The organism is Nitrosomonas sp. Nm84, from assembly GCF_003201565.1.
Lineage (GTDB): Bacteria > Pseudomonadota > Gammaproteobacteria > Burkholderiales > Nitrosomonadaceae > Nitrosomonas.
The window spans coordinates 55257-76865 of record NZ_QJJP01000003.1; the positions used below are offsets into that span (position 1 = coordinate 55257).

A 21609-nucleotide genomic window follows, 5' to 3' on the forward strand; every position below is an offset into this window, starting at 1 on the left:
CATAGGATATGGCGATGCGCCCAATTGTAGTAACATGCCTTATCGCTTTATGACAAATCTGTAATGACAAGCCTTCTCAGCATCAACGACGAGCAATATCAGGATCATATCCTGCAAGGTGTATCGCGCACGTTCGCATTAACCATTCCACAATTACCCGAAGCTTTACGCCGTGTTATCGGCAATGCCTATCTGCTATGCCGCATCACCGATACGATTGAAGATGATAGCGCGCTCACCTTAGAACAAACCAGACAACTATCGCAGCTATTTTCTGCGGTAGTCTGCGGTACTGCATCCGCCGAAGAATTTGCACAAAGGCTCTATCCGCTCCTCTCCAACCATACCATCCCGGCAGAGCATGATTTAATCAAAAACACACCTGCGGTTATCCGCATTACACATAGTTTTAATTCCACGCAACGCAGCGCGCTGGAACGTTGTGTTCGCATCATGGCGCAGGGCATGTCGGATTATCAGGAGACGGAATCCCTGGAAGGATTGAAGGATTTGCCTGCAATGAACCAGTACTGTTATTACGTTGCCGGTGTAGTCGGTGAAATGCTCACTGAATTGTTTTGCGACTACTCTCAGGAAATCAATATCCATAAACCCACGCTGATGAAGCTTTCCGTCTCATTTGGCCAGGGACTACAGATGACAAATATCCTCAAGGATATTTGGGATGATCGTAAACGCGGCGCGTGTTGGCTACCCCAGGATATTTTCCTTAAACATGGATTCAATCTCAATAACTTACAGCCAGGTATGTCGAGTCCGGAATTTCAGGCAGGATTAGCAGAGTTGCTGGGTATCGCTAAAGGCCATTTGCAGAATGCGCTTATATACACGAGCTTGATTCCCCCGCATGAAAAAGGGATTCGGCGTTTCTGTTTATGGGCAATCGGCATGGCCATCTTGACGCTCAATAAAATCAATCAGCACCGGAATTTTTCTGAAGGAACACAGGTTAAAATCAGTCGTCGCGATGTGAAAGCAACCATCGTCACAACCAATTTATTCGCGAGTCACAACCGGGCACTCAATTTATTGTTTAAACTGACATCCAGGAACCTTCCCGATGCTGAAATACATCAAGAAGTCTTGCTCTGAGATCAGATAAAAGGCCGCTGATTGGTTTGTCGTACCCGAATTGTGCTGCTTGTTTTTTTAAGGCAACTTGTTAATAACGTGCTACAAGATCGTATTTAATTATGAAATCATTGGTTACCGGTGCAACAGGATTCCTCGGCTCCGCTGTCATGCGATGTTTGTTAACCGCAGGTCATGAAGTTCGTGTGCTGGTGAGACCTGGTAGTAATCGCAAGAACCTTGAAAATTTTCAGGTCGAAATTACCGAAGGTGATTTGCTTGATCACGAATCGCTTAAACGAGCGGTCAGCGGTTGCGACAATCTATTTCATGTGGCCGCGGATTATCGTCTGTGGGTGCCTGATCCGCAGACAATGCATGAAATCAACGTCACCGGTACACAAGCACTCATCATTGCTGCCGCAGAGGCTGGTTTGAAGCGTATTATCTATACCAGCAGTGTGGCAACCTTAGGTTTGAACTCGGATGGATTGCCGGCGGATGAAGAAACATCCGCCAATCTCGCAACGATCAATGGATACTACAAGCGATCCAAATATCAGGCCGAACAAATCGTAAAAAAATTGACCGATGACCACCGCTTGCCTTTAACCATCGTCAATCCATCCACGCCAATCGGCCCCGGCGACGTACGCCCGACACCCACAGGCCGCATCGTAGTGGATACATTAATGGGTCGAATGCCTGCTTATGTGAATACCGGATTAAACATTGCGCATGTGGACGATATTGCGTACGGGCATTTATTGGCTTATCAACATGGAAAACCGGGCGAGCGGTACATATTGGGCGGCGATAACATGATGTTGTTGCAAATCCTGCAAACGATTGATGCAATCAATCAGGTACCAGTAAACCGCATCAGGATGCCTGTGAATTTAATGCTGCCCATGGCATGGTGTATGGAAAAAATCGCAACCTTCACGCACACCGAACCACGCGCAACATTGGATAGTGTGCAAATGGCCAAGAAACTGATGTTTTTCTCCAGCGCCAAGGCCCAGCGCGAATTAGGCTATCAATACCGCCCTGCCATTGAAGCGCTCAAAGACGCTATCCGGTGGTTCAAAGAAAATGGTTACTGCAAATAGCCGCACTGAGTCCTTGTAATCACCAACAACTTTGCCGGTTTTCGTAAAAATCCTCAGCTCGATTCCGTGCGATGATCCGCTTCAAGCTTCTTCCACACGCACTTATCGTTACTTTCGCGTGCAATGCTTTCCAATATCGCCAGATGCTGGGCGTGTTCATCCGCTGTCGCTACAATGATCTTCAAGTCGCAACCGTCCAGATGATCCACTGCGTATTGTGTAAGCTCACTATGCCCCAGCTCAATATGCAGACTTTCTTGGCCGCGTGTCATGGCCAAATAAACTTCCGCCAGCAGCTCCGCATCCAGCAACGCGCCATGCAGCGTTCGTTTGGAATTATCGATGGCGTAACGTTCGCATAAGGCGTCAAGATTATTACGTTTACCGGGATGCAATTCCTTGGCCAGCTTCAATGTGTCCGTTATGGATAGGCAATAACTACCTAATATCTGCAAATTCATTAAATTCAACTCATGGTTGAGAAACCCGACATCGAATGGCGCATTATGGATAATAAGCTCGGCATCACTGATAAAGCTCAGGAATTCCTTCGATATTTCATGGAACTTCGGCTTGTCTTGCAGAAATTCCGTGGTTAAACCATGTACCTGCAACGCACCCTCATCGCTGTCGCGTCCGGGATTGAGGTAATAGTGGAAGTGATTGCCGGTAAACTGCCTGTTATTTAACTCCACCGCCGCTATTTCTACAATGCGATGCCCTTGTTTATGATCCAGGCCAGTTGTTTCGGTATCCAGTATTATTTGGCGCATATTAAAATTTCTAAGTACTTTGCATGTCGTCGGCGGAAATCATTTCAACGCCACGATTTGCCAGTTCATCGGCCCGCTCGTTATCATCATTGCCCGAGTGACCGCGCACCCAACACCATTCAATGTCATGTTGTTGCGTCAGTTGATCAAGCAATTTCCACAGATCCTCATTTTTAACCGGCTTTTTTGCGGATGTTCGCCAGTTATGGGCTTTCCATGCATCGATCCACTCACTGATGCCTTTCTGTACATATTGCGAATCAGTATGCAACTGTACCTTGCACGGGCGCTTTAACGATTCTAATGCACGTATTGCCGCCAGCAGCTCCATGCGGTTATTCGTTGTTAATATTTCGCCACCAAAAATCTCACGCTCATGACCCGCATAACGTAACAGAGCCCCCCACCCACCGATGCCTGGATTTCCTTTACATGCGCCATCCGTATATATTTCCACGACTTTAGAATCTCCGGTATTCATGGTTTATTCGATTCATCAATCAGCTTTGAGCGATCCGAAGATTGTTCCTCTGTGGAAATTTTATTATTCAGTCTCTGTGCAGCCGACGCCATACGCGCTTTCGGGTTAAAGCAATTTTTCCAACCGGGCTTAATAATACGCATGCCATGCATGTGCTTAATCGCATGCAAAAAGTAAACTCCGCCTGAAATCGGCCACCAACGATCACCTGCGGCTTCCATAAAACTAAACCGCCGAATCCATTTTTCCTGTTTAAAGGGTGGCGCATAGCAACTCAATCGGCCGCCGGCCATTTCAAAATCCAGTAATTTCAACCAATCTTTAAGTCTTGATAGCGCGATAAAATTTCCATTCCATGGATACTCTTTCGGCGTAGATTTTAAATAGCGGCAAACACCCCATAAGCTCATTGGATTAAATCCTGATATGACGACATGCCCCTCAGGAATCAGAATTCGGTAGACTTCCCGTAGAATTTGATGTGGATTATGATTAAACTCAAGCACGTGTGGCAAAATTACGAGATCCATGCTATTACTTTCAATAGGAAGAAAATCAGCTGCGGCACGCACGGATACCCGATTTTCAAGTCCCATCGAGAAATGCAAAGGCATCCTGTTCAGACGAAGGAAATTAAATTGCGACAAGCCTATCTGAACTGCATTATAGCCAAAGATATTTGCCACAGCTTGATCAAAATAGCGATACTCTTGGTCGACAAAATATCGGCCAAGTGAAGATTCAAACCATTGCTGATGATTATTTACAATCATTATTAATTAGCTTATCTACTTAAATTGGTATCGTTTTTTGTTATTTGAGCGTATCAGCTCTCAGTAATTTTTACATGGGGGAATGTCATGTTGACCATTTATCCTGTACATGCTTTTAAAGACAATTATATATGGGTTATCCATAATCAGGATTATGCTGTTGTTGTCGATCCGGGCATAGCCTCTCCCATTATTGAATATCTTACGTTAAATAAATTGCGATTAAGTGCAATCCTCATTACGCATCACCATCATGATCATACAGACGGCAATGCCGAATTACTTAAATTGTTCGATGTTCCAGTCTATGGGCCGCAACATGAATTTATCTCAACAGTCACTCATTCGGTGAAAGAAGGGGATCAGCTCAATTTGCCAGAAATATCGCTTCATCTCGCCATCTTGGATACCCCCGGACATACACAAGGACATATCACTTATTATGGGTCGGATCCAATCAATTTGGTATTCTGCGGAGATACCCTTTTTTCTTGTGGATGCGGACGGATTTTTGAAGGAACTCCACAGCAAATGTATGAATCGCTGCAAAAAATTTGTCGATTGCCTGATGATGCCTTTGTTTATTGTACGCACGAATACACACTAAGTAACATTCGTTTTGCCAGAACCGTCGATCCAGGAAATCTGCAGCTGATCGAATTGGAACGCACAGCACAAGCATTACGTAATAAACATATCCCAACAATTCCTACTACGCTTGCACTTGAAAAGACAGTCAATCCTTTTTTACGCTGCGATCAGCAAGACATTGTTCGTGGCGCGCAGAATTATTCTGCCAAATCCCTTTTGGACCCTGTAAGTGTTTTCACGGTGTTACGTGAATGGAAAAACAATTTTTGAAGAAATTCAGAATATTTTTACAGAATTACTAAGTATTCTCATGAATGGCAAAAATAACAACTTGATCTTATTAAACTAAAAAGGCAATTTGACTGCAACAAAGCATTTGTCAAATTGCCTGATTACAAAAAACTTATTGGCAGATAAATCAGCTATCCGCTATTTCTTGGGTTTGGCTGCACGTAATACCGGGTAATGCTGTATGAAAACCATATCCTGCGCGGCATGGTCTTTATGGCAAGCTGCACAGGCATCATCCGCCTGTATTGCACCTTGCTTGGCTTCATAGGATTCAAAACCAAAGAACGCCCAGTTGCCGGGTCTGTCCGGATAGCGCTTGGAATCTTTTACCATGGCGGCGATTCCATTGAATTCACCTTGAAAATAACCATTTCCGCTTGCCGATTCTTTTGCACCTACACTAACGAGTTCCTTAACGATGATTGTGCCATCACGGAACTCACCTGTTTTTTTCCAATGATTCCAACTGGCTGGATCGATGTATACGTTATGAAATTCAGGAAATGCAGGTTTTCCATCATTCATATCATTGGGAGTAACTGGTGCACCCACAAAAATCCATTCACGATAGTCTCTTGGCGTAAGCAATGCATTTTCTTTAGTAAAATTACCAAACTTCTGATCTTTATGGTGTCCATGCGCATCAGAAGCACTTACCGGACTTGCCAGCGCAAGAGATAACAATACCGGGGCGATACTACCTAATAGCGTCTTTTTAAACTGTAACATAATAAGCCCTTAAAATGATTAAAGAAACGTAACGAAAAAGCAATAGCATATACTGCCTTCTTTTTTATGGTAGTCAGACATATCATCTTCGTCAAGAGGTAAGTCAGATAGCTTTAACAAAAAAATCGTTTGCCTATCCGATTCCAAAAAAATGAAAAAACTAGCGGCAAGCGCTCCAACCGACACTATGATTCCTTGAGTGAATTTCTCCTGCGGCCATCACAAGAAAAAAAGCCCCTGAAAGAATAATACTTTCAGAGGCTTTTAAAAATTGAAGCTAAGATTTTAGTTTTGTTTTTGTCTACGTAATGAAAATCCCACCAAACCCAATCCAACCAACAACATAGCATAGGTTTCTGGTTCTGGAACAGGTGAAACATACCAAGCAGAGTCGCCATTAGTACCAATACCTTGTACATGCAGTGCTAAATCCCCATTGCTTGGAAGCAAAGCAGATCCCAATCCACCGACATGCCAGGTAACTGATTCAAATCCTGTGAGCTTATCATTGTGTGGATTGATCAAGTCGTATCTAAAATCAAATATGCCGGTTGGTCCCCCACCATTTTGCAAACTAACTGCAGCCACACCGCCACCTGCATTAGTTGAAACTGATGTTGGTTTAATACCATCCACAGCCAATGCGCCTATGAATGAACTTGCACCAAAGATTGTGTTTAAGTCTAAAGCCGATAGCGTAAATGTCCAATCACCACCACCGTTATCTGTAATCTCCAAATCAGCAAAATACGGATTTGCAGGCCCATTCCCAGCCAATAGTTGACCAAACTGATAACTTGCGGCTTGAGCACTACTTCCAAAGATAATAAGTCCAGCAATCATTATCGATATTGTTAATTTTCTTAAAATCATTTTTATTACTCCTAAAAAATCGTTGCATTGATCCATTGACTTCCATGTATCAAAATATTTTGCAATTACAACGTAATAAAGATTGTTTACTACGGCGCTCACTTTAACTGCTCCAACAACTTGGCTCAATAGACAATTAGTCCTTATTTATTAGTACCTTTGCACCTCTATTAATTAGTATTGTTGTCATGAATGAATCATTGCAGCGGCGCTGCACACCAGTATTGCGGCCACAACATCGACCATGACAAGTACGACTGTTAGCGCGGCGCAAGCCGAAACGTAGAGATTATGTTCAATGTTCTTGATGACCAGCTTTATAGATAAAATGGCATTAAAGCTGGCATAAAAACTGTAAAGACAATTTCTGAGATAGTATTGCGATCACTACTGTCCCGTTAACTTTCAAAGTAGAGACATCTGAAAATCGGAGACGTGGTACCGGTTTAAAATTGTGAATCTCCCCGGTTTTTCAGGAAATAAAATAATTGGATAAGAGGGAGGGATGAAAAATCAAATCAGTTATTAAACAACCCCGTGGCAAGACCACGGGGAATCGCAGTTAAATCATTACATAAATGTCATTGCCTGCGTTGCCGACAAGGTGGTCAGCGCCCATCAAATGATCCGTACCATCGGTGCCGGTCATGTAACCGTCGGCGGTGGTCGCTTGGATCATGTTGAAACTGTCAGCCGGCAAATGGGACGAGACGATGAGTTCGACCTTATCGAGCAGGCCGCCGACGCTATCGTTGTCGCCTGCGACGGAACGGAAGGCGAGCACGTCATTTCCGCCGGTGCCGGTTGCGTGGAAATGGTAACCCGTCATGGTGGAATTGGCAGGCATCACCGTTCCAATGACAGCGCCATTCCACAACACTTCCATCTTGGACGATGCGATGAAGCTGGGACGTCCGGCATAATCAAAAGAGATGCCGTAATATTTGCCGGTCTCGGTGTTCACCGATTGCGACAATACACCGTTATATGCATCGACCTCGGTGAAAGCTCGACCCGCCGGAGCACTCATGCCGTTATGGCCGCTATCCCACAGTTCGATCTGATTGGTCGAGGATTGCCAGGGCCCGACTTTGCCATTCTTGAACAGCTTATAAGCATTGTCGCCGAGATCACCCGTGAAGGCTTCGAAGCCGCCATTGATAATCAGATTGACGGTAGCGGGCGGCGGCGTTGTCGAAGCTGTCAAAGATACGGCGTCGACGTCAATATCGAAGTTCGACTGCCCCTTCGGACTCACGTCCGACAGGCGAATGGCCGTATGTGCCGAGGTCGCGGTGAACGTCATGGAATATTCGGTCATGCCGTTCTTGATCGCGACCGTCTCGCTATCGACGAGCGTTGTGCCGTTCAATGCCTCCATCTTGATTTGCGCATCGGCGGTCGTGAGACCGTATACCGCCGCCTTGAATTTCAACGTATAGATTTGGCCGACAACCGTGTTGATACCCTGCGACAGCACAGCATCATGGGAATTGGCCCAGCCGTCGAAGGCGAAATATTTGCTGCCTTCGGCAGTACGCGAAGCCGTCGTATCGACTCCGCCGGCACCCGTCAGCGTCCAAGCTACGCCGACCTTACCAAATCCGGCAGGGCTCGCTTCAAAGCCGCCATCGGCGATCAGATTGCCGGTAGCGGACGGGGGCAAGGTCAGCATTACCTTGTCCAGGAGACCGCCGACGCTGTCATTGTCGTCGGCGATAGACCGGAAGGCGAGCGCGTCATTTCCGCCGGTGCCTGTCACTTTGAAGCTGTAAGCTTTGAAGGTCGCATCGTTTGGTGTGATCGCGGCAATCACTTGCCCGTTCCACAGCACCTCCATCTTCGAGGACACTACGTAATTGGGGCGCCCCGAAAAATCGAAGGACAGGTCATAGCTCTTACCCGCTTCTGTCTTGATCTGTTGCGACAGGATTCCGTTCTGTGCGTCGATTTCGGTGAAGATACGTCCGACGGGAGCGCTCACGCCGTTATGTCCGCTATCCCACAGTTCGATCTGGTTGGTCGAAGATTGCCAGGGGCCGACTTCGCCATTCTTAAACAGCTTATAAGCATTGTCAACGAGATCACCCGTGAAGGCTTCAAAGCCGCCATTGACGACCAGATTGCTGGCAGTGGGTGGCGCATTCGGATCGGTCGGCACACCGCCACTACCATCGGCCTCGAAATAAGTGAAGGTCGGTTCGACGGAAAGGATGGGCGCTTTTGAAGGAACACCCTTGTCGTTCCAGGCAAACAACATCCAATTGCCGGCGGACAGATCGCCGACGCCATCTGGAACCGTTACAGTAAGGGTATTGTAGGTGCCCTTGGCGAATTGCAGTTCGAAGAAGCCGTTGTCCATATTGGACGAATGCGTAACGGCACCGGTCTTGGTGAAGGTCAGCTTGGTGATTGCCGCCGCATTATCTACGGTGACGGAGAAAGTCTGACCCGGTACGATTTCCTGCGGTGCGGAGGTGATGACTGGCCGCATGGCTTCATTGCCGTTGGCGTCGAAAAGATAGGGTGGCTTGAAGATCTGGTAGTTCTTGTTCGGATCGGCCGTGCCGCCCATCGACATCACCGTACCGTCGGTAAGCAGAATGCCGGCAGAGTGATAGAGGCGATCTTCGACTTCCGGCGCGAGCTTGGTGATCTGATTGGTGTTGGGGTTCCACAGGGTCGGTACACGATCAGCGCCAGCGGGATTATCGACCTGATTGCCACCGCCAGTGATGAGTACCGAGCCGTCGGCAAGTACAGACATGTTCGACCAATGAATCTGCGAGGCAACATTGGCACCGGTCTTAACAAATGTCGGCGTCGCGTCGTTGATGTCCATGGTCCACAGGTCGCCATTGCTGGCCATGATCAGGATCTTACCTTCGGCATACATGATCGCCGGTTGACCCCAACCGGTGGAAAAGGGAACTGTACCGATCTGGGTCAGCTTGCCATTGCCTGACGGATCGAAGAAGTTCACTTCCTGTACGCCATCGGCGCCTTTACCGTTTGAAAAGTAGATGATGTCGCCGGCACTGTTTAGGAACGTCTTGGGGTAAAAGGCAGCGTCGCCGGCAGCTCCGATGAAATCATTCTCGGCAGCGCCGGTCAATTGTCGCCAACCCTCGCCCGGCGTGTAGATTTCCGGGATTGGCATGCCGATGTGGGTGGTCGTATACTGTGTTCCACCCAGAACAACCATTTGCCCGGTCGGCAGCGAGATCAGCGTGGGATACCAGCGCGGAAAGACCATTTCGCCGTCTCCGGCGGGCATGATGTGTCCGGTCGCAGGGTCGAAAATGTTGATGTCCGACGTTCCCTGGCCCTGCCATGTGTTGTTCGGCACTCCACCGCCCGACATCATCACCTTGTCAGTACCGGGAATAATCATGGCTGCTGCGCAAAATATGTCTGACGTGGTTGTGCCGCTGTGATCGATGAGCGTGTTCTGACCAGTCGCTGGATCGAAGATTGAATGATACCAATGGCCGGGGCTACCAGGCACCCAGCTCTGGTCGGTTCCGAACGTCAGCAGTTTACCATCGGACAATACGACCGCATGCGCTGGAACGTAGGGATAGGCTTGTAGGGAGCCCCACTGGCCAGTTGTATTTGCAGGCATTTCGATACTCCTTTATATTTTAATGCGGCAAATACCGATCTTCGGCGCCAATCAAGTTGATCCGTTGTGTTACAACTTGTGGATCACCATGGCTAGGTGAGTGACAAGCAAATCCGGCGTCAAAACAATGCCCGACTACTTCGCTGCAGGCAAAGCCCCAAACCTGCTTCAGGCGTGGCTCGACGATCGATATTTACTTCGCATATTGAATTCTAGTTCATTGATATAGAACGCCTCATCCTATCATTTGCAATAACGCCTGCACACCCCCTAACCAGCTGGTGCAGTATCGAAAAAGTGGCGTTTGCCACCTTCGAATGGACAATCGCCGGCTATTGGAGTCGATTGGAATATTCCACCAGCGGAATTTGAAATGGCATATTATCGCCAATTAAAGGAGTCAGCTGATGCAGCTTGACTCAAACCAAAAAGTCTCCGCAATTCCCGGGGCGATTCATGGTCACTTTTCGACCGGCGCCGACAAATCTGAGTTACTGTCGATTTATTTCTTATATGGATGTACATACTTCTTAATGTGTAGTTACAAATGATACTCGCCAAACTATATTGCCTACATCATCGGCCACAAGTAATGCGCCTGTTTTGTCAAGCGCTACGCCTACAGGGCGACCTTGTGCTTTACCGTCTGCATTAAGAAAGCCAGTCAAAAAATCGATAGGCATACCGCTCGGTTTGCCATCGCTGAACGGAACAAATACTACCTTGTATCCAGATGGTGGATTGCGATTCCATGATCCGTGTTCACCGATAAAGGCTCCGTTTGCAAAAGCTGGTGGCATTGAGTGTTTATTCGAGAATACAAGGCCCAGAGGTGCAACATGGCTGCCTAAAGCATAATCGGGCGCAATTGCTTTATCTACCATATCAGGTCGAGGAGGCTTAACTCTAGTATCAACATGGGCACCGAAGTAACTCCAAGGCCAGCCGTAGAATGCTCCGTCTTTAACAGATGTTAAATAATCTGGAACGAGATCATTGCCAATTTCGTCTCGCTCGTTTACGACTGTCCACAGTGTATTAGTCTCAGGTTCCCAATCTAGACCATTAGCATTACGCAGCCCACTAGCATAAATGCGCTTTTCTCCGGTTTGTATATCTACTTCCCAGATGGCTGCTCTACCTTCTTCAATCTCTAAACCGTTTTCACCAATATTACTATTAGAGCCCACAGTAACGTAGAGCTTTTTACCGTCGAGACTGGCGATCAAATTTTTTGTCCAGTGATGATTAATTCCAGCAGGAAGATCTGTAACTTTGATGGGTACTGAGTCGATTTCAGTCTGACCGTCTATATAAGGAACCTTGATAATAGCATTTGCATTAGCTATGAAAAGTTCATTGTCCACTAATGCCAGTCCAAAAGGGGACATTAAGTCTTTCATAAACACAGTCCGCTGCTTCGCAATTCCATCAGGTCCAATATCACGTAAAAGAGTAATTCGATTAGCACTCGGTGCATTTGCTCCGGCACGTTCCATCAAAAACGATGCAGCTTTTTCTCGAATCGAAGCAATAAAGTCTTTATCTTTATTAATATTGTTGCTATCCGTTGATTTTGAAGGTCTATTACTTTCAACCACAAGAATATCGCCGTTAGGCAACGTGTAGAGCCAGCGAGGATGGTCCAAATTGCGTGCTAAAGCGGTGACTTGAAAACCTGATGGGGCTAAAGGCATAGCCGTGTCCGACCATCCTATTGCTTTGGCAACTTTAACGTTAGGAATCAATGTTGTTGCTGGTGGCGGCAATTTTGGATTAGGTCCGATCCCAGCTTCGAATGATGATTTAGAAGACTCTACACATGCTATTAGTAGGCTTAAGAAAAGCACTGCCATTGAAATTTTATATTTTTTAATGTTCATGTCATTATAATTCCTTATAATTAATCAAATTGCTGATATATATCATAAGTTTTTTGGGGTTTCACACCCCGAAAAATAGTTGAATATTCATCTCCTATTCTATATAAGCTTAATCATAAAATACCTATCTTGAGGCATCTTTTGACAATTTCTCTATTTGTATCAAATCGTATTAATAGCGTGAGTTATTGAAGTAATCGCCCACGGATTCATTTCTGCAGTAGCTACATTGCCGATGCAAACAACAATACCAATCCTGCTGGTGGAATCTTAAGTTCAAGATAATGCATAGGAGTACTTTATCTTTAGGATGAAGAGTTATCTTCAAGTGATTCCGATCGGGAATCCGGTGATATTTTCGCCAAAAAATAACCGGAGAATATTCCGATCAGCCAACTGGATACCATGAGAATCGGCAGGAGATGTGAATCATTATTGTCACGAAACTGCGTGATTAAAATTCCGAGCGGCGCAGCACCGCACAGTATGAGGATGAAACTATCCGGCGCCCCCTTGCCCCAGCGAGTTAATGCAAGTGACAGTAGCAGAAACGGTAAAAACATAATTAACTGATAATGCCAGGATATACCACTCCAAAGTACCCCGAAGCCAACGAACGACAATAGGAAACCGCCAATCAGTGCCAGCAGGCCGATCAATAACTTGTGCCCCTTACTCCGATTATTTGATACTTCTTTCATAGTAGCTCCCTTTTTTATACAGATCCATCTTTGCCCCGTAATAAACCAATCCCGAGTGCCGCCATACTCATGGAAACCAAAGGATTCAGCAAGTTCAGTAAAGCATATGGCGCATAATCCAATGTCGAAACTCCAAGTGTTGCCACATAAAACGTACCCGCAGTTGTCCAGGGAATAAGTGCAGCGGTCAGCGTGGAACCTTCCTCTACCGAGCGCGACAACACCGCCTTGTCCACGCCTTTTTCCTGATAAGCCCCTTTAAAAAGCTGACAATTGAGAATGATCGAGATATAGGCTTCCCCCATCGCCATATTGCCAATCAGTCCGGATGCAATAGTAGTCGCTATTAATGTGCTGATTCGCCGAATGCGTGCGATGATATGCATCAGCAGCACACGCAGCAACCCAGTATGGTGCAGAATCCCGCCGAGTGCTAATGCCATGATCGATAGCAATAATGTCCAAGCCATGCTGTAAATACCGCCACGCCCGAGCAGCGCGTCGATATTTTCCACGCCGGTGGTACCTGCGGAATTCAACCATAGTGCATTGATCACATCCGTGCTTTCCTTGCCCTGATACACAACAGCAATCAGCATCGCCAGTGCAATACTGCACGACATGCTCACCTCTGCGGCATAGCGTTTGATACTCAAACCGAACATCAGCAGCAATGGCAATAATGTCACCCACAGATTTAATTGGTAAGTACTTGCCAATGCAGCACGAATCTCATCCAGTTGATTTCTCGGCAATACGTTGTCGCCATACTGCAGCCCCCAAACAATAAAGATAACCAGAACGATGAGTAATGTAGGCAAGGTGGTGTACAACATGGAGCCGATATGCCGGTACAGATTGGTGCCGGCACTCATGGCCGCGAGATTGGTGGTATCGGAAATGGGCGACAATTTATCGCCAAACGTAGCACCTGAGACGATCATGCCTGCCACCAGCGGCAGCGGGATACCCATGGCATCCCCGATACCGATCAACACCACGCCGATCGTTCCGACGGTGCCCCAGGAAGTACCGGTAGCAACCGACATAAAGCTGCACAATACCAATCCTGCCGCCAGAAATATGCCCGGACTCAGCAGATCCAGTCCGTAATACAGCAAACTCGCGATGGTGCCGCTTTGCATGAAACTGGCGATCACCATGCCGATCAACAAAAAAATATAAATCGCCGGCAGCGCCTTAGTGATACCGTCATCCATCATGCCGCGGACGTCGGCAAACGAATAACCCAGCCAGCGCGCATGCAAAGTCACCCAGATCAATGCTAAAAAGATAAGCGCGTGAATACTGACTACATACACAAACATGCCCAGCGAAATCAGCAAAAACACACCGGCAAAGCAAATAATCGCTTGTAATAACGACGGCGGGCGCTGCGTAGTCAATAATGACTCCAATGGTGAATCGTTTTCAGCCATTAACGCCCCTATTTCTCCGGCTTATTTTCAAACAACACGGCCAAATCGCCATAGCCCATCGCGTGCAAATCTTCTTTTTTAATAAATTTCAGTGCAGCAGAATTGATGCAATAGCGCATGCCGGTAGGTGATGGACCGTCGTTGAAAACATGACCTAAGTGACTATCCGCATAGCGACTGCGGACTTCCGTGCGAGAGACCCATAACTCATTATCTTTTTTGAACTGGATATATTGCTCGTCAATTATCTGATAAAAACTGGGCCAGCCGGTACCCGAATCAAACTTATGAATCGACGCAAACAACGGTTCACCGGATACAATGTCCACATAAATCCCTTCTGCTTTATGATTCCAGTATTCGTTCTGAAAAGGCGGTTCGGTACCAGCTTTTTGCGTTACCTGATACTGTAGCGGCGTCAAATCTGTTTTTAGTGACGCAGGGTCTTTTTTAAAACTCTTGTAGGTATTCGCCATAGCGGATTTTCCTTATTATCAAAAAATAACCATCAACATGAAATTCAAAGGCACGATTACACATTTATCACAAAAAGGCCTGGGCGTTGTCAAAAACACCCAGAATAATATTTCCTATTTCGTGCATGGCACATGGCCAGGCGATAGCGGCGAATTTGAAGTAATCGACAAACCACTCAACAATAAAAAATTCGCCTACGCAAAATTACTTCATCTCACCCAGCCCTCTGCGCAAAGACAGATTCCCGTGTGTCCATACGTCAGTCTGGAAGAAAATGCCTGCACCGGTTGCCCCTGGATGATTGCCGATTATACAAGCCAGCTCGAACAAAAGAGGAATCGCTTTATTTATGCCATGAAAAGAGTCGGATTTGATACGGACTCATTAAACATCAACTCCGTTCACCCTGCCCCGCAGTTATACGGGTATCGCAATCGATGCCAGGTCAAAACAGACGGCGTGAAACTGGGATTTGTGTCCGAAAATTCATATCAGATCGCCCCCATCAGTGATTGCATTGTGCTTAATGAGAAATGCCGGAATCTGCTGAAAATCGCCCGCCAATCTCTACCCAACAGCGCATGGCAAGCGGATTCCGGACACAATTGGCAATTGATTGAACTGGATGACGGCATGCAAGCCGATGAGATTCGCAGCAACTGGAAACGTCCTTTCAAGCAAGGTAATACAGCACAAAACGAATGGATGCAGGCATGGCTCAGAGAAAAACTCGCAAATAATTCGCAACTGGGCAAAGTAGTGGAACTATTCTGCGGCTCCGGCAATTTCACGCAAATCATCGCCGAGTCCAATTGCACAGCCATTATCGCTTACGAATCAGATGCCGACGCAATCCAGGCACTGAAAGCCAAAAATCTCGCCAAAGTCGCGCCTCAGGTTGTTGATCTTTTTGATCCTTTTGTGTGGAAAAAACTAAAAAAAGATGTCAGCGATGCTGAAACTTTAGTACTTGATCCACCCCGCGCCGGATTAAAAAAACACCAGGGGTTCTTTACCAGCTTCACCGCTTTAAACAACATTTATTACATTTCCTGTAACCCGGAAACCTTCGCTCGCGATGCCTGGTTTTTCAGTCAAAACGGCTGGGCAATCAGCGACATTCAGCTCGTCGACTTGTTTCCACACACACCGCATGTTGAGGCGCTGGTAACATTTACCAAAGCTTAAATGGCCGATTGTGCACGCAAATAGGAAGCAAAATGGCAACATTTTTCATAACTCAACACAACAATTCATGGCAACTCGTTCGAGTTGCAGTATCATCCAACTCTGAGCTTGCGTAATAAAACTGCAACCGATTCAGACTACATTCACAAGATAGCGTGCAACTGAAACCTGCTGCTATTGCACTATAGTAATAACGTATAGTGTACTCGAGCGTGTCACAACTTCTTCTATAATATTCTGCGAGGCAAATAAAATGGCAATTGTTAACGGTACAAACTTTAATGACAACAACACAAATCAATTTAATGGCCCTATCCTCCAATTCTTTCCTCAATTAAATGGAACCAATGGCAACGATACCATCTCTGGTTTTAATGGAACTGATATTCTATTTGGCGCCAATGGAAACGATACATTGGATGGCGGTGCCGGTGCTGACAACATGAATGGTGGTGATCAGAATGACACCTATTTTGTAGATGATTTAGGAGATATTGCTGAAGAATCCTTTAATGATGTCTTGGGCGGTGTTGATACGGTTAATTCTTCTGTTACCCATACCCTTGGTTTCGGTATCGAAAACCTTAATCTTACAGGCGCTGCAGTTATTAATGGTACAGGCAATGGCAACAACAACAATATTACTGGTAATTCAGCCGCCAACACGTTAAGAGGCTTAGGCGGCAATGATACCCTTACCGGTTTGGCTGGCAATGATCTGCTGTTTGGTGGCACCGGAAACGATACTTTGAGCGGTGATGATGGTAACGATATCCTCAGAGGTGATGCGGGCAACGATATCCTGCGAGGCGGCAATGGCGATGATATCTTGGCTGGCGGCCTAGGTAACGATACTCTCTTTGCGGGTCTCGGTGCCACTGATCATTATCTATTCGACACCACGCTGAATAGTGCCACTAATGTGGATACCATCAATGGCTTTTTCGCACCCGTCGATACGATTCGATTGGATAATGATATTTTCACCAGCTTTGGATTACCGGGAGCAATTGCAGCAGGTAATTTCCGTGCAGGCCCTGGTGTCGTTGCTGCCGATGCTAATGATTTCCTGCTTTACAATACCACGACAGGCGCCTTGTCGTATGATGCCAATGGTAATGGTGCCGGTGCAGCAATTCAATTTGCCACCTTAAGCGGAATTCCACCCTTATCAGCGGCTGATTTCCTAATAGTGAACTAATCTCTTAATCGTATAAGCTAATTCAATCACTTCGCCGCTAACGGCGGAGTGATTTTTTTCATCATCACACAATTTAAATAGCGTTTCATAGAAAGCAGATCAATAAATGATAATCCTGCAAATAGTAACACGTACGCTGAATCAATAAATCGGTCTGTCTTTTGTCTAAATTCCTTCCACAATAAAACAATTGTCAATCCTATATTTTTACCAAAGCCAACAATTATTTGCACAATCCTTAGATTATTAAAATCATGAATTCTGATCTAATAGGTAAGAATCTTGAAAATGCAATAAATTACAATGCCCAGAAGTAAAAAATACAGAATAACAACTATAGTGAAGAAAAGTAATGCTAGAATTCTAACGCTTAGCTTATTAAGTTAATTGAAAAGCTAAGAAATAAACTCGATTAAAAAATTTTCGCAAAGTTTGCCCTTTCTTTGAGTTACTTTGAATATGGCAAGTATGAAATAGAATTTATGATCCACTGACCAATTACTACAAAGGATATATAAAATGTTTGAAAGTTTAAAAAATCTGTTAAAACATTTTACAGGCAATCAGGAAGCAGAATCTGCCGTACCTGCTGCAAGCAGTCAGCAATCAACACCAGCAGCGCCAGCGCCACAGGCTGTTGGTAAAAGCAGCACTCAATATCACACGTTAGGCGAATTTAATTTAGGTTTAGGGACCATCGGCCCCGCAAATCGCAAAGATATCGATCAGAAAGTATTAGGTGATATGTATCAAGCAGTTGCATCCGGAAAATTTAATATACCAGTATCCGGCGTTGTTCCAGAGATTTGTGTTGATGGTCGCACCGATAAGGATGGCAAACGTAAAGAAGCCCCATCAGCAGCCGGCGGCACGCTGAGTATCGTTTATGGCAGCGATCTTGGCGGCACTCCGACAGCCAATGACATTGATGAAATGCAATTAACAAAGCGTATCATTAACACTTTGAAGGAAAAAGGTCATTCCACCGGTGTGCATGGAGACGATCACAGCAGTTGTGGTTGCGGTGCCTGCGCAAAAGCAAAAACCATCTATCAACATATCGCTGAACGTATCAACGATATTGCAGCACTGGCTAGCCAACTTGGTATCGATCTTACTGAAGTGGAAAAATCATCTATCGTCCGACAAGCCAAAAACCGATTGAGTCAATCAGATTTTTTTGCAGAAGATAGAGCAGCTATTCTCCGCGCAGCACAGGAAAACGGGGCAATCTTTGAAGAATTGATTGGTGCGCACAATGAACTGGGAATCGCTTTGAACACCAAGCCCGGCACAACCGTCGATCGTTCGGCAATCCGCGCAAAATACGGTCCGCAGTATGACATGTTCGTGGTTGATGCATGGGCATTTGCAACTGCAGCAAATGATATTAACTCCAATGGTAGTGACGAGTATGCACAGCGCATTGCCAATGCGATTACGTTGCAAAATGTAGCAACCGCATCCGTCCTGGGACACGGTTCCTTGAGTATCATTCCTATTGGTTAATAACTCAGTGAGGTAAGCCTCCGGCTTTGCCGGAGGTAATTTAACTTATTGGATAAAAGACGCAAATCTGTTCTCTCAATGATCTGAAAATTCAGCCTTGCGCCGGATAGACAATACTGGAATCAAGAAAATTTCTGGAACGATTTTCCAGCGAGAATAAGGTGGATCAGCGTTATTTCGGGCCAGACTGCTGCCGTGCAGGCAAATCAAAAATGGCCTCTGTATTGCTGCTTGAAAATACCTTATCAGCCGCTTGTTGCCAGGGCAACCAAATGTGATTTAGATGTTCTCTTGCGGCGACTCTTATCGGCGTTATGCCCGGCAAACATAATCCAAAGACATGTTCGGTATTGAATCTCACATCAGGCGCATAACGCCAGCGCCATTCTTCGTATATTTCGTATTGGTTCTCAATGTGCCAGTCAGTCAGTGGATAATCGGCAGCGTTTAGGCCGGTCTCTTCAGAAACTTCGCGTACCGCGGTCTGATACAACGTTTCACCTGGGTTCTGACTGCCCGTCACCGATTGCCAGTAACCCGGATGATCAGCGCGCTCCAATAATAACACCTGTAAATCCGTAGTGTGAATAACAATCAAAACAGAAATCGGTATTTTGTACATCAGAACAACCGGCTATCTATCAACTTGGTTTGGTTTCAACTTGTCGCAGGCGGATATTGAGTTCTCTTAATTGTTTCTCATCCACAGTACTCGGTGCATGGGTCAGCAAGCATTGCGCACGTTGTGTTTTAGGAAAGGCAATCACGTCACGAATCGATTCCGAACCGGTCATCATGGTCAAAATACGATCCAGACCAAATGCGATGCCGCCATGCGGTGGCGCACCATATTGCAATGCTTCTAACAGAAAACCAAATTTTTCCTGCGCTTCCTGTTCGGAAATATTTAATGCGCGGAATACCTTGGATTGAATATCCTGACGATGAATCCGCACCGATCCTCCGCCAATTTCCGAGCCATTCAGCACCATATCATAGGCTTTGGAAATGGCATGACCCGGATCTGTTTCCAACCTATCCTCATGTCCATCGGCGGGTGAAGTAAAGGGATGATGCAGCGCCTGCCAGCGATTCTCTTCCTCGTCGCGCTCAAACATTGGAAAATCAACCACCCATAATGGTTTCCAGCCGGATTCGGCGTGACCGTGCTGGTGGCCGATTTTGATGCGCAAGGCGCCTAGAGATTCGTTGACGATTTTGGCTTTATCCGCACCGAAGAATATCAAATCACCATTCTTTGCGTTGGTACGGGCAAGAATGGTTTTAATCGTTTCTTCCGGCAAGAATTTCAGAATCGGCGATTGCAATCCTTCCACGCCATCGGCCAGATTATTGACTTTGATATACGCCAAACCTTTAGCGCCGTAAATTGCGACAAAATTGGTGTAATCATCAATCTCCTTGCGCGACAATTCCCCACCTTTCGGTACACATAACGCAGCAACGCGGCCATCCGGCTTTTCCGCCGCTTCACGGAACACCTTGAACGTCACATCTTTCATGATGTCGGTCAATTCTGTAAATTCCAGTGAAACGCGCAAATCCGGCTTATCCGAGCCGTATTTGAACATCGCCTCGGCATACGTCAAACGCGGGAATGGATTGGGCAAATCCACATTGCTCACGGTTTTAAACAAGCCGCGAATCATCTCTTCCATCAGCGACATAATTTCATTCGCCGACAGAAAAGAGGTTTCAATATCAATTTGTGTAAATTCCGGTTGCCGGTCAGCGCGCAGATCTTCATCGCGGAAACAACGGGTTATTTGATAATAACGATCAAACCCGGACACCATCAAAAGCTGCTTGAACAATTGCGGTGATTGCGGCAACGCAAAAAAATGACCGGCATTGACCCGTGACGGCACCAAATAATCCCTCGCGCCTTCCGGCGTGGATTTGGTCAACATCGGTGTTTCAATATCCAGGAATCCATGTTGATCAAGAAACACGCGCACCGCCATAGCAACTTTATGGCGCAAGCGCAGGTTGGACTGCATCGCCGGACGCCGCAAGTCGAGATAGCGATGTTCCAGCCGCACTACTTCGCTGATATTGTCATCATCCATCAGGAAAGGTGGCGTTAATGAAACATTCAGCACGTCAATGTCTGCCACCAGGATCTCAATTTCACCGCTGAATAAAGACGCATTGATGGTTCCTTCAGGACGTCTCCTGACTTTACCGCTAATTTTCAGTACAAATTCATTACGTATTTTTTCCGCCGTCTGAAATGTTTCCACATTGTCGGGATCGCAAACGATCTGTACCAAGCCTTCACGATCACGCAAATCAATGAATATTACGCCACCATGATCCCTACGTCGGTGAACCCAGCCAAAAAGTGTCACGGTTTGATCAAGATATCCGGCATTAATGGCGCCACAGTAATTTGTACGCATAGTTCTGTTCAATAGTTTGAGATGATGATTTTATCTTTGTTATACCGCAATGTTGTTGCGATAAAAATTTGTTGGATCGATTACATCGCTGGCTAGCAATTAATCAGCCGCTGCGGTAGAAGCCGGCTTGCTTTCTTTACTTACAGCTGTATCCGCAGCAACAGGTGTTGCCGGCTGCGTACTCTCTGCGCTTTCCGGACTTGCTTTAGCATCTGGCTTGGTGTCCGTCTGCTTTGCTTTGTTGTTCTTGAAGTCGGTAACATACCAACCACTGCCTTTCAGTTGAAATCCCGCAGCAGATATCAACTTGGTATAGTTGCTGCTACCGCAAACAGGGCAAGCAGCAATGGGTGCATCGCTAATCTTTTGCAAGTGTTCTTTCTCGGCACCGCATGAATTGCAAAGATATTCATAAATTGGCATAGAGACCTCCAACAATCCAATATTG

The 21609-nt window shown here is 46.1% G+C and carries 19 protein-coding genes; 6 read left to right on the forward strand and 13 right to left on the reverse strand.

Translation table 11 applies throughout. The features are described 5' to 3' along the window. Positions 1-63 precede the first annotated feature (63 nt). Complete coding sequence (locus C8R34_RS02610) at positions 64-1113, forward strand: phytoene/squalene synthase family protein (protein WP_110337561.1); 1050 nt, start codon at positions 64-66, stop codon at positions 1111-1113. A 101-nt stretch (positions 1114-1214) separates the two neighbouring features. After that, positions 1215-2204, forward strand: coding sequence for a hopanoid-associated sugar epimerase (gene hpnA, locus C8R34_RS02615; RefSeq protein WP_110337563.1), 990 nt, complete (start codon positions 1215-1217; stop codon positions 2202-2204). 53 nt (positions 2205-2257) lie between these two features. Here the strand turns inward: hpnA and dnaQ are convergent, their stop codons facing one another. Genes dnaQ through C8R34_RS02630 form a run of 3 tightly spaced genes read right to left on the reverse strand, consistent with a single transcriptional unit; the run spans position 2258 to position 4231 of the window. Then, on the reverse strand, positions 2258-2977 hold the full coding sequence (dnaQ, locus tag C8R34_RS02620) for a DNA polymerase III subunit epsilon (RefSeq protein ID WP_110337565.1): 720 nt from the start codon (positions 2975-2977) through the stop codon (positions 2258-2260). A 10-nt stretch (positions 2978-2987) separates the two neighbouring features. Then, positions 2988-3458 (reverse strand): ribonuclease HI, encoded by a 471-nt coding sequence (gene rnhA / locus C8R34_RS02625; RefSeq protein ID WP_110337567.1) that lies wholly within the window; start codon positions 3456-3458, stop codon positions 2988-2990. Further along, positions 3455-4231: a class I SAM-dependent methyltransferase gene (locus C8R34_RS02630; RefSeq protein ID WP_165872511.1), complete on the reverse strand. Its 777-nt coding sequence runs from the start codon at positions 4229-4231 to the stop codon at positions 3455-3457. Before C8R34_RS02630 ends, rnhA begins: the two co-directional genes overlap by 4 nt. 87 nt (positions 4232-4318) lie before the next feature. Between C8R34_RS02630 and gloB the strand changes: the two genes are divergently transcribed. Then, a complete protein-coding gene (gene gloB, locus C8R34_RS02635; RefSeq protein WP_110337571.1) occupies positions 4319-5092 on the forward strand; it encodes a hydroxyacylglutathione hydrolase in 774 nt (257 codons plus the stop codon). Between the two features lie 159 nt (positions 5093-5251). Here gloB and C8R34_RS02640 read toward each other — a convergent pair whose 3' ends face one another. From C8R34_RS02640 to msrB, 7 genes are all read right to left on the reverse strand, one after another. Next, on the reverse strand, positions 5252-5842 hold the full coding sequence (locus C8R34_RS02640; protein ID WP_110337573.1) for a cytochrome P460 family protein: 591 nt from the start codon (positions 5840-5842) through the stop codon (positions 5252-5254). 285 nt (positions 5843-6127) lie between these two features. Beyond that, positions 6128-6844 carry an FxDxF family PEP-CTERM protein gene (locus C8R34_RS02645; RefSeq protein ID WP_258364325.1) on the reverse strand — a complete coding sequence of 239 codons (717 nt, stop codon included), beginning with the start codon at positions 6842-6844 and terminating at the stop codon, positions 6128-6130. 433 nt (positions 6845-7277) lie between these two features. After that, a complete protein-coding gene (locus tag C8R34_RS02650; protein ID WP_110337577.1) occupies positions 7278-10340 on the reverse strand; it encodes a DUF642 domain-containing protein in 3063 nt (1020 codons plus the stop codon). A gap of 530 nt (positions 10341-10870) precedes the next feature. Beyond that, the gene (locus C8R34_RS02655; RefSeq protein ID WP_110337579.1) at positions 10871-12223 is read right to left on the reverse strand and encodes a sorbosone dehydrogenase family protein; all 1353 of its coding nucleotides are present in this window, start codon (positions 12221-12223) and stop codon (positions 10871-10873) included. Between the two features lie 305 nt (positions 12224-12528). Beyond that, entirely contained in the window at positions 12529-12924 is a 396-nt protein-coding gene (locus C8R34_RS02660; protein ID WP_110337581.1) for a lysophosphatidic acid receptor, read from the reverse strand. Positions 12925-12938: 14 nt separating this feature from the next. After that, entirely contained in the window at positions 12939-14363 is a 1425-nt protein-coding gene (gene nhaC, locus C8R34_RS02665) for a Na+/H+ antiporter NhaC (protein ID WP_110337583.1), read from the reverse strand. A gap of 8 nt (positions 14364-14371) precedes the next feature. Continuing rightward, positions 14372-14839 carry a peptide-methionine (R)-S-oxide reductase MsrB gene (msrB, locus tag C8R34_RS02670; RefSeq protein ID WP_110337585.1) on the reverse strand — a complete coding sequence of 156 codons (468 nt, stop codon included), beginning with the start codon at positions 14837-14839 and terminating at the stop codon, positions 14372-14374. A 37-nt stretch (positions 14840-14876) separates the two neighbouring features. Between msrB and C8R34_RS02675 the strand changes: the two genes are divergently transcribed. From C8R34_RS02675 to C8R34_RS02690, 3 genes are all read left to right on the forward strand, one after another. Beyond that, entirely contained in the window at positions 14877-16028 is a 1152-nt protein-coding gene (locus C8R34_RS02675; RefSeq protein ID WP_110337587.1) for a class I SAM-dependent RNA methyltransferase, read from the forward strand. A 253-nt stretch (positions 16029-16281) separates the two neighbouring features. Then, a complete protein-coding gene (locus C8R34_RS02680; protein WP_110337589.1) occupies positions 16282-17229 on the forward strand; it encodes a calcium-binding protein in 948 nt (315 codons plus the stop codon). Positions 17230-17748: 519 nt separating this feature from the next. Then, complete coding sequence (locus C8R34_RS02690; protein WP_110337593.1) at positions 17749-18738, forward strand: cadmium-containing carbonic anhydrase; 990 nt, start codon at positions 17749-17751, stop codon at positions 18736-18738. Between the two features lie 172 nt (positions 18739-18910). Here the strand turns inward: C8R34_RS02690 and nudB are convergent, their stop codons facing one another. The 3 genes from nudB to C8R34_RS02705 all read right to left on the reverse strand — a co-directional run bounded on the left by nudB (position 18911) and on the right by C8R34_RS02705 (position 21584). Then, on the reverse strand, positions 18911-19360 hold the full coding sequence (gene nudB / locus C8R34_RS02695) for a dihydroneopterin triphosphate diphosphatase (RefSeq protein ID WP_110337595.1): 450 nt from the start codon (positions 19358-19360) through the stop codon (positions 18911-18913). 19 nt (positions 19361-19379) lie between these two features. After that, positions 19380-21161: an aspartate--tRNA ligase gene (gene aspS / locus C8R34_RS02700; protein ID WP_110337597.1), complete on the reverse strand. Its 1782-nt coding sequence runs from the start codon at positions 21159-21161 to the stop codon at positions 19380-19382. 99 nt (positions 21162-21260) lie between these two features. Next, positions 21261-21584, reverse strand: a complete 324-nt coding sequence (locus C8R34_RS02705; protein ID WP_110337599.1) for an FmdB family zinc ribbon protein — start codon at positions 21582-21584, stop codon at positions 21261-21263. Between the last annotated feature and the right edge of the window lie 25 nt (positions 21585-21609).

Bases quoted from the DNA above. Each gene is read 5' to 3' on its own strand.
- C8R34_RS02610 (WP_110337561.1), top strand. From the start codon at position 64: ATGACAAGCCTTCTCAGCATCAACGACGAGCAATATCAGGATCATATC.
- hpnA (WP_110337563.1), top strand. From the start codon at position 1,215: ATGAAATCATTGGTTACCGGTGCAACAGGATTCCTCGGCTCCGCTGTC.
- dnaQ (WP_110337565.1), bottom strand. From the start codon at position 2,977: ATGCGCCAAATAATACTGGATACCGAAACAACTGGCCTGGATCATAAA.
- rnhA (WP_110337567.1), bottom strand. From the start codon at position 3,458: ATGAATACCGGAGATTCTAAAGTCGTGGAAATATATACGGATGGCGCA.
- C8R34_RS02630 (WP_165872511.1), bottom strand. From the start codon at position 4,231: ATGATTGTAAATAATCATCAGCAATGGTTTGAATCTTCACTTGGCCGA.
- gloB (WP_110337571.1), top strand. From the start codon at position 4,319: ATGTTGACCATTTATCCTGTACATGCTTTTAAAGACAATTATATATGG.
- C8R34_RS02640 (WP_110337573.1), bottom strand. From the start codon at position 5,842: ATGTTACAGTTTAAAAAGACGCTATTAGGTAGTATCGCCCCGGTATTG.
- C8R34_RS02650 (WP_110337577.1), bottom strand. From the start codon at position 10,340: ATGCCTGCAAATACAACTGGCCAGTGGGGCTCCCTACAAGCCTATCCC.
- C8R34_RS02655 (WP_110337579.1), bottom strand. From the start codon at position 12,223: ATGAACATTAAAAAATATAAAATTTCAATGGCAGTGCTTTTCTTAAGC.
- C8R34_RS02660 (WP_110337581.1), bottom strand. From the start codon at position 12,924: ATGAAAGAAGTATCAAATAATCGGAGTAAGGGGCACAAGTTATTGATC.
- nhaC (WP_110337583.1), bottom strand. From the start codon at position 14,363: ATGGCTGAAAACGATTCACCATTGGAGTCATTATTGACTACGCAGCGC.
- msrB (WP_110337585.1), bottom strand. From the start codon at position 14,839: ATGGCGAATACCTACAAGAGTTTTAAAAAAGACCCTGCGTCACTAAAA.
- C8R34_RS02675 (WP_110337587.1), top strand. From the start codon at position 14,877: ATGAAATTCAAAGGCACGATTACACATTTATCACAAAAAGGCCTGGGC.
- C8R34_RS02680 (WP_110337589.1), top strand. From the start codon at position 16,282: ATGGCAATTGTTAACGGTACAAACTTTAATGACAACAACACAAATCAA.
- C8R34_RS02690 (WP_110337593.1), top strand. From the start codon at position 17,749: ATGTTTGAAAGTTTAAAAAATCTGTTAAAACATTTTACAGGCAATCAG.
- nudB (WP_110337595.1), bottom strand. From the start codon at position 19,360: ATGTACAAAATACCGATTTCTGTTTTGATTGTTATTCACACTACGGAT.
- aspS (WP_110337597.1), bottom strand. From the start codon at position 21,161: ATGCGTACAAATTACTGTGGCGCCATTAATGCCGGATATCTTGATCAA.
- C8R34_RS02705 (WP_110337599.1), bottom strand. From the start codon at position 21,584: ATGCCAATTTATGAATATCTTTGCAATTCATGCGGTGCCGAGAAAGAA.